This is a genomic window from Bradyrhizobium cosmicum, assembly GCF_032290525.1.
Taxonomy (GTDB): Bacteria; Pseudomonadota; Alphaproteobacteria; order Rhizobiales; family Xanthobacteraceae; genus Bradyrhizobium; species Bradyrhizobium cosmicum_A.
This window is the reverse complement of record NZ_JASXTA010000001.1, coordinates 617,048-630,282: the sequence shown is the minus strand read 5'-3', so window position 1 is coordinate 630,282 and position 13,235 is coordinate 617,048. Positions and strand designations below refer to the sequence as shown.

The 13,235-nt window shown below is 65.3% G+C and carries 11 protein-coding genes; 3 read left to right on the top strand and 8 right to left on the bottom strand.

The window, feature by feature from the left end; all coding sequences use genetic code 11:
• Positions 1-2: 2 nt before the first annotated feature.
• Entirely contained in the window at positions 3-1,814 is a 1,812-nt protein-coding gene (locus tag QSV46_RS03045) for an ABC-F family ATP-binding cassette domain-containing protein (RefSeq protein WP_314946101.1), read from the top strand.
• A 2-nt stretch (positions 1,815-1,816) separates the two neighbouring features.
• Complete coding sequence (locus QSV46_RS03040; RefSeq protein ID WP_314946098.1) at positions 1,817-2,896, top strand: D-TA family PLP-dependent enzyme; 1,080 nt, start codon at positions 1,817-1,819, stop codon at positions 2,894-2,896.
• Between the two features lie 109 nt (positions 2,897-3,005).
• On the opposite strand, the gene QSV46_RS03035 is transcribed toward QSV46_RS03040, so the two are convergent.
• From QSV46_RS03035 to QSV46_RS03000, 8 genes are all read right to left on the bottom strand, one after another.
• A complete protein-coding gene (locus tag QSV46_RS03035; RefSeq protein ID WP_314946480.1) occupies positions 3,006-4,223 on the bottom strand; it encodes a TIGR03862 family flavoprotein in 1,218 nt (405 codons plus the stop codon).
• A complete protein-coding gene (locus tag QSV46_RS03030; protein WP_314946095.1) occupies positions 4,220-5,137 on the bottom strand; it encodes an SDR family NAD(P)-dependent oxidoreductase in 918 nt (305 codons plus the stop codon). Before QSV46_RS03030 ends, QSV46_RS03035 begins: the two co-directional genes overlap by 4 nt.
• 80 nt (positions 5,138-5,217) lie before the next feature.
• Entirely contained in the window at positions 5,218-5,697 is a 480-nt protein-coding gene (locus QSV46_RS03025) for a MaoC family dehydratase (protein ID WP_314946093.1), read from the bottom strand.
• Positions 5,698-5,704: 7 nt separating this feature from the next.
• Entirely contained in the window at positions 5,705-7,417 is a 1,713-nt protein-coding gene (locus QSV46_RS03020; protein WP_314946091.1) for an AMP-binding protein, read from the bottom strand.
• On the bottom strand, positions 7,417-8,307 hold the full coding sequence (gene mmsB, locus QSV46_RS03015; protein WP_314946088.1) for a 3-hydroxyisobutyrate dehydrogenase: 891 nt from the start codon (positions 8,305-8,307) through the stop codon (positions 7,417-7,419). The genes QSV46_RS03020 and mmsB overlap by 1 nt, the downstream gene beginning before the upstream one ends.
• Positions 8,308-8,332: 25 nt before the next feature.
• On the bottom strand, positions 8,333-9,400 hold the full coding sequence (locus tag QSV46_RS03010; protein WP_314946085.1) for an enoyl-CoA hydratase/isomerase family protein: 1,068 nt from the start codon (positions 9,398-9,400) through the stop codon (positions 8,333-8,335).
• Positions 9,397-10,542: an isobutyryl-CoA dehydrogenase gene (locus tag QSV46_RS03005; RefSeq protein ID WP_314946082.1), complete on the bottom strand. Its 1,146-nt coding sequence runs from the start codon at positions 10,540-10,542 to the stop codon at positions 9,397-9,399. Before QSV46_RS03005 ends, QSV46_RS03010 begins: the two co-directional genes overlap by 4 nt.
• 119 nt (positions 10,543-10,661) lie before the next feature.
• A complete protein-coding gene (locus QSV46_RS03000) occupies positions 10,662-12,158 on the bottom strand; it encodes a CoA-acylating methylmalonate-semialdehyde dehydrogenase (RefSeq protein WP_007592262.1) in 1,497 nt (498 codons plus the stop codon).
• A 98-nt stretch (positions 12,159-12,256) separates the two neighbouring features.
• Between QSV46_RS03000 and QSV46_RS02995 the strand changes: the two genes are divergently transcribed.
• Positions 12,257-13,165: a LysR family transcriptional regulator gene (locus QSV46_RS02995; protein WP_314946074.1), complete on the top strand. Its 909-nt coding sequence runs from the start codon at positions 12,257-12,259 to the stop codon at positions 13,163-13,165.
• Positions 13,166-13,235: the final 70 nt, after the last annotated feature.

Sequence of the window (13,235 nt, the reverse complement as noted above, 5' to 3'; positions counted from 1 at the left end):
TCATGGCGCCGCCGCTGATTCAACTGAAAGACATCAGGCTGACCTTTGGCGGCACACCGCTGCTGAACGGCGTCGAGCTCAACGTCGCGCCGTCCGAGCGCGTCTGCCTGATCGGACGCAACGGCTCGGGCAAGTCCACCTTGCTGAAGATCGCGGCCGGCACCGTCGAGCCCGACGGCGGCACGCGCTTCGTGCAGCCCGGCGCGACCGTGCGCTATCTGCCGCAGGAGCCGGATTTCGGCGAGCACAAGACCACGCTCGCCTATGTCGAGGCGGGGCTCGCACCGGGCGACGACACCTACCAGGCGCGTTATCTCGTGGAGCAGCTCGGGCTCACCGGCAACGAGAATCCCGCCAACGTCTCCGGCGGCGAGGCCCGCCGAGCGGCGCTGGCACGGGTGCTGGCGCCCTCGCCCGACATATTGCTGCTGGACGAGCCGACCAATCATCTCGATCTCTCCACCATCGAATGGCTGGAAAAGGAGCTCGACAGCCGCCGCAGCGCGCTGGTGATCATCAGCCACGACCGCCGCTTCCTGACCAATCTCTCGCGCTCGACGGCGTGGCTGGACCGCGGCCGGATCAAGCAGATCGACCGCGGCTTTGCCTCGTTCGAGAGCTGGCGCGACGAGGTGCTGGCCGAGGAAGAGCGCGACCAGCACAAGCTCGACCGCAAGATCGTCGACGAGGAGCACTGGCTGCGCCACGGCGTCTCCGGCCGGCGCAAACGAAACGTCAAGCGGCTGGGCAATCTGCATGCACTGCGCGACCAGCGGCGCAATTATCGCGGCACGGCCGGCACCGCCAGTCTCGCTGCTTCAGAGGCGGAGCAATCCGGCAAGCTGGTGATCGAGGCCAAGGGCATCACCAAGACGTTCGGCGAGCGCATCATCGTCGACAATTTCTCCACCCGCATCCAGCGCGGCGACCGGCTCGGCATTGTCGGGCCGAACGGCGCCGGCAAGACCACGCTGGTCAATCTGTTGACTGGCGGCGCGGAGCCTGATTCCGGCATCGTGCGGCTCGGGGCTAACCTCGAGACAGCGACCCTCGACCAGCACCGCGAAAGCCTCGATCCGAAGTCGACGCTGGCGGAGGCGCTGACCGGCGGCCGTGGCGACCAGATCATGGTCGGCGGCAAGCCGAAGCACGTGGTCGGCTACATGAAGGACTTCCTGTTCGCGCAGGAGCAGCGCGGCACGCCGGTCGAGGTGCTCTCGGGCGGCGAGCGCGGCCGGCTGATGCTGGCGCGCGCGCTGGCAAAGCCCTCGAACCTGCTGGTGCTGGACGAGCCCACCAACGACCTCGATCTCGAAACTCTCGACGTGCTCGAAGACATGCTCGGCGACTACGAGGGCACGGTGATCCTCATCAGCCATGACCGCTACTTTCTCGACCGCATCGTCACCTCGGTGATCGCGCCCGAGGGCAACGGCAAGTGGACCGAATATGCCGGCGGCTACAGCGACATGGTGGCCCAGCGTGGCGCCGATTTGAGCCGCGAGACGGCGAAGGCGCAAGCCCCGGCGGAGAAGAAAGAGGAGCGCTCCGCTGCTCCCGCCTCCGCGCCGAAGCGGAAGCTGAGCTTCAACGAGAAGCACGCGCTGGAAACGCTGCCGAAGAAGATGGAGACGTTGCAGGCGGATATCGCAAAACTGCAACGCGTGCTGGACGATCCCAACCTCTACACCAGCGATCGCAAGAAATTCGACACGACCTCCGCCGCCATCGCCAAGGCGCATGAAGAACTTTCGGCTGCCGAGGAACGCTGGCTCGAACTGGAAATGCTTCGCGAAGAAATAGAGCAGGCTTAAAAATGACCACTTCCCTCGCCGCCAAAATCGCCCGTGAATACGGCACGCCCTGTGCCGTCATCGACATGGATAAGGTCGAGCGCAACATCGCGCGGATCCAGAAGGCCTGCGACGACGCTGGGGTTGCGAACCGCCCGCACATCAAGACGCACAAAAACCCGACGATTGCGAAGATGCAGGTCGCGGCCGGTGCCAAGGGCATTACCTGCCAGAAGCTTGGCGAGGCCGAGATCATGGCCAATGCCGGTATCGACGACATCCTGATCAGCTACAATCTGCTTGGCGACGAGAAGATGGCCCGGCTCGGCGCGCTGCAGGCGAAGGCCAGCATGACGGTTGCGGCCGACAATTCGACGGTCGTCGCCGGCCTGCCGAAGGCTGCCGCCGCGTCAGGCCGTCCGCTCTCGGTCGTGGTCGAATGCGACACGGGCCGAAAGCGTGCGGGCGTCGAGACGCCGGCTGAGGCGATCGCGCTGGCGCGTGAGATCGCGGGGTCCCAGGGACTCGAATTCGCCGGTTTCATGCTGTACCCGACCGAGACCGGCTGGCTGGATGCGCAGAAGTTCTACGACGAGGCGCTGGCCGGCGTGCGCGCGCATGGGCTGGATGCAAAAATCGTCTCGACCGGCGGCACGCCGAATCTCAAGAACATCGGCAAGCTCAAGGGCGGCACCGAGCACCGCTTCGGCACCTACATCTATAACGATCGCATGCAGGTCGCGGCCGGCTCGGCGACCTGGGACGACTGCGCGCTGCACATCTATTCGACGGTCGTCAGCCGCGCCGCGCCCGAGCGCGGCATTCTCGATGCCGGCTCGAAGACGCTGACGACGGACACCGGCGGCCTCGACGGCCACGGCCTGATCCTGGAGCACCCCGAGGCAAAAATCGCGCGCTTCGCCGAGGAGCACGGTTTCCTCGACCTCTCCCGCAGCAACACAAGGCCGAACGTCGGCGATGTCGTCCGCATCGTCCCCAATCATGTCTGCGTCGTCGTCAACATGATGGACGAGGTGGTGATGGTCCGCGGCGAGGAGATCATCGGCACGCTGCCGGTGGCGGCGCGGGGGAAGTTGAGGTAGGCGCGCTGCTCTCTCGGCCGTCATTGCGAGGAGCGCTTGCGACGAAGCAATCCAGACTACCTCACCGGAGAGATTCTGGATTGCTTCGCTGCGCTCGCAAAGACGGTGGTTAGCGGTTGAGCCACTCCAACGCACCCCTGCCAGCAGCAGCTCCCGTCGCGAACGACGCCTGCAGCAGGTAACCTCCCGTCGGCGCCTCCCAGTCCAGCATCTCGCCGGCCGCGAACACGCCCGGCAGCTTGCGCAGCATGAAGCGGTCGTCGATCTCGTCGAAGGCCATCCCGCCGGCGCTGGATATCGCGCGAGCGATTGGCGCGACGCCGGTGAGCTGAACCGGAATGGCATTGATCAGCTGCGCCAGCTCCGCCGGCGAAAAGGAGGCCAGCGGGCGGCCGGACGCGATGGCCGTCTCCTGCATCAGGCCGATGCCGACCGGGGACAATTGCGCCGCCTTGCGCAGGAAGTTTGCGAGCGATTGCTTGCCCCGCGTACCAGATAGGCGCGTGGTCAATGCGGCAGTGCCGAGGTCGGGCCGCAAAGCGATCGTCATCATCGCCTGCCCGAGTTCCAACACCGCATCGCGCAGCTCGGCTGAAAGCGCATAGATCGCGCCTCCCTCGATGCCGCTGCGCGTGATCATCGCTTCGCCGCGTACCGTGTGCGCACCGATCGTCAGCGCCACGCCCTTGAGCGGCTGGCCCTCGAAACGGTCGCGGAACACATCGGACCAGGCGACCGTGAATCCGGAATTGGCCGGCCGCAGCTTTGAGATGGCAACGCCCCTCGCGGCGAGATGATCGCCCCACGCACCGTCCGAGCCCAGCCGCGGCCAGCTCGCGCCGCCGAGCGCAAGCACCGTCGCCTTGGCCGCGATGGCAAGCGCGCCTTCAGGCGTTTGAAATTGCAGCCGCCCCCCATCGTCCCATCCAATCCAGCGATGACGAAAAGCGAACCGCACGCCGGCCACATCGAGCCGCCGCAGCCACGCACGCAGCAACGGCGAGGCCTTGAATGCCTTTGGAAACACCCGGCCGCTGGTGCCGACGAAGGTCGGCTCGCCCAGCGCCTCGCTCCAGGCGCGCAGCGCGTCGGGAGGAAATGCATCGATCGCCGCTTGCAGCTTCGGTGCCGCCTCGCGATAGCGCGCCATGAACTGAGGCAGTGGCTCGCTGTGGGTGAGATTGAGGCCGCCGCGGCCGGCCAGCAGGAATTTTCGGCCGGCGGACGGCATCGCGTCGTACACGGTCACGCGAGCGCCGCCCTGCGCCAGCACCTCCGCCGCCATCAACCCGGCGGGGCCGGCACCGATGACGGCGACGTCCGTCAGAGCTTGATCCCCGCCCGCGCTGCCGCCTGCGCCACGTACTTCTGCGTCTGCTCGAATGCACCCGTGAGTGCCCTGGCCTTCGACATGTCGCTGATCTCGGCGAAATGCGCCGCGATCGCATCCGGCGTCCACTCGGACTCGGGCAGGTTAATGCCTTCGCTCTCCAGAATCTTGATCACGGCGAACGAGCCGGCTCCGGCGCCCATGATGGTGCGGGTCGGCGCGTCCTCGCTCAGCATGTACTCGACCGCGGGCGTGATCGCGTTCGGCTTCATCAGTTGCAGCGCCTGCGGCGGCAGCAATTCCTCGGTCATGCGGGTCGCCGCCGTCGGCGAGATGATGTTGACGCGGATGTTGTTCTTACGTCCCTCTTCGGCCAGCACGTTCATCAGGCCGACCATGCCTGATTTGGCCGCGCCGTAATTGGCCTGGCCGAAATTGCCGTAGAGGCCGGAGGAGGACGTGGTCAGCACGATGCGGCCGTAGTTGCGGTCGCGCATGCCGGCCCAGGCCGCTTTGCAGCAATAGAAGGTTCCGACGAGGTGCACGTCGAGCACCTTCTGGAAATCGGCCGCTTCCATCTTGCCGAACGACTTGTCGCGCAGGATGCCGGCATTGGCGCACATCAAATCGACGCTGCCCCACTCCTTGGTGGCGCGCTCGACCATGGCGGTGACCTGCTCGAAATTGGAGACGTCGGCGCCGTCGGCCATCGCGGTGCCGCCAGCCTTGCGGATCTCCTCGACCACGCTCTCTGCCGGCGACAGCGAGCCGCCGGTGCCGTCACGCGCGCCGCCGAAATCGTTGACGACGACCTTGGCGCCGCGGCTGGCCAGCCCCAGCGCATGCGCCCTGCCGAGACCATTGCCCGCGCCGGTGATGATGGCGACGCGTCCGTCGAACCTGATTGCCATGAGTAGAGAGCTCCGCGAGATTTGGACAGCTTTTGAGCAGCGATGGATTGCCGGGTCAAGCCCGGCAACGAGGCCGCTGGTCAGGCGAAATAGATCAGCCCGAGCCAGTCCGCGACCAGCGCCGGTTTGTCCTCGCCTTCGATCTCTACCGTGACGTTGGTGCGGGACTGCAATTCGTTCGGCTTGCGCAACTTGGCTTCCGCCAGCACGAAACGGCCGCGGACGCACTTGCCCGAGCGCACCGGCGAGATGAAGCGCAGCTTGTCGAAGCCATAATTGACGCCCATCGTGGTGCCGGCGATGACAGGCATCACCTCGTAGGACATGATCGACAGCAGCGACATCGTCAGGAAGCCGTGCGCAATCGTGGTGCCGAAGGCGGTTTCCTTCTTCGCGCGCTCCGGGTCGACATGGATGAACTGGTGATCCTCGATCACGTCGGCATAGGTGTCGATGCGGGGCTGATCGATCAGGTGCCACGACGACACGCCGATCTCCTTACCGACCATGGCCTGATAGGCCTCCAGCGCAATCGGCGGCTTCTTCCAGACTTCGTTCACTTAGGTCTCACTCCCGTGTTTTCGCCAGCTCCGGAAAATCCTCTTCGCGAAATTCCTGGCCGCGCAGAGGATCATTGCGGTCGTCGTCGCGCTCCAGCCGCCTGAGCTGGACGCGGCGGATTTTTCCAGAGATGGTCTTCGGCAGCTCGGCGACAATTTCGAGGCGGCGGATGCGCTTGAACGGCGCAAGGCGCGCGTGCAGGTGCTTGAAGATCGACAGCGCCGTCTCCGGCGTTCGCTCGGCGCCGGAGGTCAGCAGCACGAACGCCTTGGGGATTGCGAGCCGGATCGGGTCGGGGCTCGGCACCACGGCGGCTTCGGCGACGAGGTCGTGCTCGAGCAAGACGCTCTCCAGCTCGAACGGGCTGATGCGGTAGTCGGACGACTTGAACACGTCGTCGGAGCGGCCGACGAAGGTAAGATAGCCGTCCTCGTCCGCGAACACGACGTCGCCGCTGCGATAGAGCTCGCCTTCGGCGCCGGACAATTTGCCGTCGTCCGCCTGATAGCCCTGCATCAGGCCGGCGGGACGGTCGTCGCCAAGCAGCAGCGTCACCTCGCCCTCCTTCGCAGGATGGCCGTCGGCGTCGCTGACCTGCACGCGGTAGCCCGGCAGCGGCCGGCCCATCGAGCCGACCTTGATCTTTTGCCCCGGCGAATTGCCGGCGAGCGCCGTGGTCTCGGTCTGGCCGTAGCCGTCGCGAATGGTGAGGCCCCAGGCGGCCTGCACCTGATCGATCACTTCCGGATTGAGCGGCTCGCCGGCGCTGCAGACCTCGCGCAAGCTCACCTTGAAGGCCGCAAGATTCTCCTGGATGAACAGCCGCCACACCGTCGGCGGCGCGCACAACGTGGTGACGCCGCAGCGGCCGATGGTGGCGAGCAGACCCTTGGCATCGAAGCGCGGCTGGTTGACCACGAACACGGTGGCGCCCGCATTCCATGGCGCGAAGAAGCAGCTCCAGGCATGCTTGGCCCAGCCGGGCGAGGAGATGTTGAGATGGACGTCGCCGGGCTTCAGCCCGATCCAGTACATGGTCGAGAGATGGCCGACGGGATAGCTGCGCTGGCTGTGCAGCACGAGTTTTGGTTTTGCCGTGGTGCCCGAGGTGAAATAGAGCAGCATCGGATCGTCGGCCTTGGTAGGACCGTCCGGCGTGAAGCTGTCAGGGGCTTTCGCCGCCTCGTCGTAAGCGAGCCAACCATCGGAAGCCGTGCCGACCACGATGCGGACGACGTTCTCGGCACCGAGGCTTGCGAACTTCGCGACCTGATCCTCGGCAGCCACCACCGCTTTCGCCCTGCCGCGATCAAGCCGGTCACGCAGTTCCTCGGCGGTGAGCAGCGTGGTCGCGGGAATCACGACGACGCCGAGCTTCATCGCCGCCAGCATCGTTTCCCACAGCGGAATCACGTTGCCGAGCAGCAGCAGAAGGTGATCGCCGTGGTTCAAACCCTGGGCACGGAGGAAGTTGGCGACCTGGTTGGAGCGCTTCGAGAGCGCCGCAAACGACAGCTTTGTTTGCTTGTCCTGTGCAGCATCGACGATCCAGAGCGCGGGCCGATCCTTAGCTTCCGCATTCGCCGCCAGCTCGACGTCGAACCAGTCGAGCGCCCAGTTGAAAGGAACCGGATCGGGCCAGCGGAAGTCTTTGACCGCTGTCTCGTAGTCCGTGCGGTGCTTTAGCAGAAACGCGCGCGCTTCCTGAAATGTCGTCATTAGGCTTTCCCGGCCAGCCCCCTAACGTGCTTGATAATTCCGGAAAAATCCACCCCGCCTTGACCCGCCTTGTCGAAGGCCTGGTAAATCTCCTGCGCATGCTGGCCGAGCGGCGTCGCCGCGCCCGCAGCCTTGGCGGCATCCTGCGCCAGCGTCAGATCCTTCACCATCAGCGCCGAGGCAAAGCCCGGCTTGTAGTCGTTGTTGGCGGGCGATGTCGGCACCGGGCCCGGGACCGGGCAATAGGTGGTCAGCGACCAGCACTGGCCCGACGAGGTCGAGGCGACGTCGAACAGCGCCTGATGGGAGAGGCCGAGCTTTTCGCCCAGCGCAAACGCCTCGCTGACCGCGATCATGGAAATGCCGAGGATCATGTTGTTGCAGATCTTGGCCGCCTGTCCCGCGCCCGCGCCGCCGCAATGCACGATCTTCTTGCCCATCTTCTCCAGCACGGGTTTTGCCGCCGCAAACGCGTTCTCCTCACCGCCGCACATGAAGGTGAGCGTCGCGCCCTTGGCGCCGCCGGTGCCGCCGGACACGGGAGCATCGACCGAGAGCACGCCATTCTTGGCCGCGAGCGCATGCGCCTGTCGCGCGCTCTCGACGTCGATGGTGGAGCTGTCGATGATCAGCGTCCCCTTTGTCATGGCGGGCACGACCTCGTTCCAGACGGTGAGCACGTGCTTGCCGGCCGGCAGCATTGTGACGACGACATCGGCACCCTTCGCAGCACTTGATGCGCTGTCGGCGATGCCGGCGCCGTCGGCTTTGGCTTGCGCGCGCGAGGCCTCGACGAGGTCGAACGCCACCACCTTGTGGCCGGCCTTGACCAGATTGGCGGCCATCGGGCCGCCCATGTTGCCCAGACCAATGAATGCGATCGTGGCCATTGTCGTTTCCTCCGCTGTAGCGTTGTTAGTTGAATTTGAGTTCGTCGGCACCAATTTCGGCGAGATACGGCGCAAGCATTTGCGGCGTCACATCCTCGATCCGCGGCGGCGACCAGATCGGATTGCGGTCCTTGTCGATCACGGCGGCGCGCACGCCCTCGCGGAAATCGTCGCTGCGGAAGACTTCCAGCGCGGCGCGATATTCGCGAACCAGGCATTCCTCCAGGCTCGACGCGGTGCGCGCCAGCCGCAGCAGCTTGAGCGTCACGACCATGCCGCGCGGCGATTTTTCGTTGAGCGTCTTCAGCGTGGCCAGCGCGAACTCTGAGCCGTCGCGTGTCAGGGCGGCAAAAATGTCTTCCATCCGGTCGAAGTCGAACAATGCGTCGATCGCCGGCTCCTTGGCCGCCACCGGCCCCGCGGTCTCACCGGTCGCAAAACCGTTGATGAGCTTGCTGACGTCAGCCGCAGAGACGCCCTGACGCACCTTGGTCAGCGCCTCGCGCAGCTCCGGCCATTTGGCCGCGGGCACCACGGCATCGGCGAATTTCGCGTGGATCGCATCGGGGCCGTTCATAGTCTGGCCGGTGAGGCCAAAATAAGTGCCGATTTCACCCGGCGAGCGCGATAACAAGAAGGTGCCGCCGACATCCGGGAAAAAGCCGAGCCCGACTTCGGGCATCGCAAGCCTGGTGCGGTCGGTGACGACGCGGTGGCTTGCATGCGCGGACAGGCCGACGCCGCCGCCCATCACGATGCCGTCCATGAAGGCGACATAGGGTTTTGGAAATTTCTTGATGCGCGCGTTGAGAATGTATTCTTCACGCCACAGGATCCTGCCCAGATCGCCGTTGACCCTGGAGCTTTCCCAGAGCGCGCGGATGTCGCCGCCGGCGCACAGGCCGCGCTCGCCGGCGCCTTCGAGCACGATCACGGCGACGGCCGGATCAATCTCGAAGCGGTCGAGCGCCTTGTCGATGTCGCGAAACATCTCCAGCGTCACGGCATTGATGGCTTTGGGACGATTGAGCCGGATGACGCCGGCCGCACCCTCGATGCGGGCGACCAGGTCGCCCTCTTCCGCCACCGTCATCGCGCGCCCTCGATCAGTTTGCGCGCCACGATCAGCCGCATGATTTCATTGGTGCCTTCGAGGATCTGGTGCACGCGCAGATCGCGCACGATCTTCTCGATACCGTATTCACTGAGGTAACCGTAGCCGCCGTGAAGCTGGAGCGCCTGGTTGGCGACCTCGAAGCCGGCATCGGTGCCGAAGCGTTTGGCCATCGCGCACAGCATGGTGGCATCGGGGTCCTTGCGATCCAGCGCCGCGGCGGCCCGCCACAAAAAGGTGCGCGCGGCCTCGAGCTCGATCGCCATGTCGGCGAGCTTGAATTGCAGGGCCTGGAATTCGTCGAGGCGCTTTCCAAACGCCTTGCGCTCCTTCATGTAAGCGCGCGCCTTGTCGAGCGCTACTTGCGCGCCGCCGAGCGAGCAGGCCGTGATATTGAGCCGGCCGCCGTCGAGGCCGGCCATCGCGATCTTGAAGCCGACGCCCTCCTCGGTCAGCCGGTTGGCCACCGGCACGCGGGCGTTCTCGAACATCACGGCACGGGTCGGCTGCGCGTTCCAGCCCATCTTGCGCTCGTTGGCGCCGTAGGAGACGCCCGGCGTCTTGCCGTCGATCACGAGGGTCGAGATGCCACCCGGGCCGTCAGCGCCGGTCCTGACCATCACGACCAGCAGATCAGTGCCGCCGCCGCCCGAGATGAACTGCTTCTGGCCGTTGAGGACGTAATGATCGCCGTCACGTACCGCGCGGGTGCGCAGTGCGGCGGCATCCGAGCCGGCGCCCGGCTCGGTCAGGCAGTAGCTCGCGATCAGCTCCATGGTGCAGAGCTTTGGCAGCCATGTGTGGCGCTGGGTGTCGCTGCCGTAGGCATCGATCATCCAGGACGCCATGTTGTGGATGGAGATGAAGGCCGAAGTGGTCGGGCAGCCCGTCGCCAGCGCCTCGAAGATCAGCGCCGCGTCGAACCGCGTCATGGCGGAGCCGCCGACATCGTCGCGGATGTAGATGCCGCCCATGCCGAGGGTTGCAGCCTCGCGCATCACGTCGACGGGAAAGTGCTTCTCCTCGTCCCAGCGCAGCGCATGCGGCGCGATCTTTTCCGCCGCAAACGCCAACGCCATGTCGCGAACCGCGATCTGATCCTCGTTCAGAGCGAACTGCATGCTGGGCTGCTCACTGTTCTCGTCATTGCGAGAAGCGAAGCGACGAAGCAATCCAATGTACTCGGGGAGAAAGTCTGGATTGCTTCGCTGCGCTCGCAATGACGGGCTGGGCTACAGCCTCACTTCATCAGCGGGATCGAGAACTCCGCGCCTTCCTTGACGCCGGACGGCCAGCGCGAGGTCACCGTCTTGGTCTTGGTGTAGAAGCGCACCGAGTCCGGGCCGTGCTGGTTGAGATCGCCGAAGCCCGACTTCTTCCAGCCGCCGAAGGTGTAATAGGCGATCGGCACCGGGATCGGCACGTTGATGCCGACCATGCCGACATTGACCTTGGCCGCGAAGTCACGCGCGGCGTCGCCATCGCGGGTGAAGATGGCGACGCCATTGCCATAGTCATGCTCCGACGGCAGCGCGAGCGCCTCCTTGTAGTCGTGCGCGCGCACGACCGAGAGCACCGGCCCAAAAATCTCTTCCTTGTAGATCCGCATGTCCTTGGTGACGTTGTCGAACAGCGAACCGCCGAGATAGAAACCGTTCTCGTAGCCCTGCATCTTGAAGCCGCGGCCGTCGACGGCCAGCGTCGCGCCTTCCTTGATGCCGATGTCGATGTAGCCCTTGACCTTCTCAACCGCCTCGCGCGTGACCAGCGGACCGTAATCTGCCGACGGATCGATCGAGGTACCGATCTTGAGGCTCTCGACGCGCGGGACCAGCTTTTCCATCAGCCGGTCCGCGGTGGACTTGCCGACGGGGACCGCGACGGAGACCGCCATGCAGCGCTCGCCGGCCGAGCCGTAGCCCGCGCCGATCAGCGCGTCGACCGCCTGGTCCATGTCGGCGTCGGGCATGATGATGGCGTGATTCTTGGCGCCGCCAAAGCACTGGCAGCGCTTGCCGGTCTGGGCCGCGCGCTCATAGATGTACTGCGCGATCGGCGTGGAGCCGACGAAGCCGACGGCCTTGATGTCGGGGTCGTCGAGGATGGCGTCGACGGCTTCCTTGTCGCCATTGACGACGTTGAGGATGCCGGCCGGCAGGCCCGCCTCGATCATCAGTTCGGCGAGCATCATCGGCACGCCGGGATCGCGCTCCGACGGCTTGAGGATGAAGGCGTTGCCGCAGGCAATCGCCGGGGCGAACTTCCACATCGGGATCATCGCCGGGAAATTGAACGGCGTGATGCCGGCGACGACGCCAAGCGCCTGGCGCATCGAATAGATGTCGATGCCGGGACCGGCGCCCTCGGTGTACTCGCCCTTCATCAGATGCGGGATGCCGCAGGCGAATTCCGCGACCTCGAGACCGCGCTGGATGTCGCCCTTGGCGTCGGGCACGGTCTTGCCGTGCTCGCGCGCCAGAAGCTCGGCGAGCTTGTCGTAATCCCGCTGCACCAGCTCGACGAATTTCATCATGACGCGGGCGCGGCGCTGCGGGTTTGTCGCAGCCCATTCCGGCTGTGCGGCGCGGGCGTTCTCGACGGCGGCGCGGACTTCAGCCTTGGACGCAAGCGCCACCTTGGCCTGGACGTCACCGGTCATCGGCTCGAAAACGTCGGCGGTGCGGCCCGAGGTGCCCTTGACCTCCTTGCCACCGATGAAATGTCCGACTGAACGCATGGAATGATCTCCTTGAGGCCTGATCCGCTTTGACAAATCCTATCGACCTGCATTTTATAGGATTCAAGTCTGAGATAATGCACCATAGATGTGCGAAAATGCTGGATCAAGGTCACATCGACTGGGACGACTTCCGCTTCGTGCTGGCCATCGTGCGGGGCGGCTCGGTCTCGGCTGCAGCAAAGCAGCTCGGGGTGGACCATGCCACCGTGATCCGCCGCGTGGACCGGCTGGAAAAGCACCTCTCGGCCAAGTTGTTCGACCGGCGCAAGACCGGTTACCTCCTCACCGAGGCCGGCCAGCGCGTCGCCGACAGCGCGGAGGCCATGGAATCGACCATCGTCGCCAATCAGGAGCAGGTCGGTGGCTCCGTGGCGCGGCTGACAGGGACGGTGCGGATCGGCGCGCCCGACGGCTTCGGGACCGCCTTCCTGGCGCCACGACTGGCACCTTTCGCGGACCGGTATCCCGATCTCGACCTGCAACTTGTGGCGACCGCGCGGCTGTTCAGCCTCTCCAAGCGCGAGGCCGATATCGCCATCAGCCTGACCATGCCGAAGGAAGGCCGCATCGTCGGCCGCAAGCTGCTCGACTACCGCCTCGGGCTCTATGCCGCCCCCGCCTATCTCGACCGATTCCCGACGATCGTCTCGCGCGAGGTGCTGCCGCAGCACCGCTTCGTCGGCTACATCGAGGAGCTGCTGTTCACGCCGGAGCTCGACTATCTGCCGCAGGTCTCGCCGCGGATTTCCGCGCGCTTCCGCAGCGCCAATCTGATCGCACAGCTCAACGCCACGCTGTCGGGCTTCGGCATCGCCGTGCTGCCGCATTTCATGGCGAGCGACTATCCGCAGCTCAAAGCCGTGCTGCCGGAGGAGGTCTCGATCACCCGCACGTTCTGGATGCTGATGCACGCCGACAGCAAGGATCTCGCGCGAATCAGGGCGGTGGCGGATTACGTCAGTGAGATCGTGGAGCGCGAGCGGGCGCTGTTTGCGGGGCGGTAGCGTCGCTATCGTAGGGTGGGCAAACCGAAGCGTGCCCACCATATCGACCGTTATCGTGGAAAGATGGTGG